This window comes from Polynucleobacter yangtzensis, from assembly GCF_001595965.1.
In the GTDB taxonomy this organism is placed as follows: Bacteria; Pseudomonadota; Gammaproteobacteria; order Burkholderiales; family Burkholderiaceae; genus Polynucleobacter; species Polynucleobacter yangtzensis.
Genome location: NZ_LOJI01000032.1, coordinates 1 through 227 on the forward strand (window position 1 = coordinate 1; position 227 = coordinate 227).

The 227-nt window shown below is 49.3% G+C and carries 1 protein-coding gene; it reads left to right on the forward strand.

Annotated features, from left to right (window positions below; all coding sequences use genetic code 11):
- On the forward strand, nucleotides 1-227 hold a 227-nt coding region (locus JaK3_RS06800; RefSeq protein ID WP_150114231.1), incomplete at both ends, for a phosphopantetheine-binding protein.

Sequence of the window (227 nt, forward strand, 5' to 3'; positions counted from 1 at the left end):
CCTGGCAATGCCAATGAGCAACTGCTGTGCACCCTCTTTAGTGAATTACTAGGCATCCCTACCGTAGGGGTTGATGACAGCTTCTTTGCACTTGGAGGTCACTCCCTATTGGCCATGCGCCTCATTGCTCGAGTGCGTCAAGAAACAGCGATTACCTTACCTTTAAGAGCCTTATTTGAGTTTGCCACTCCTGCAGGTCTCGCTCTGCAATTAGTTGATGGTGGTAT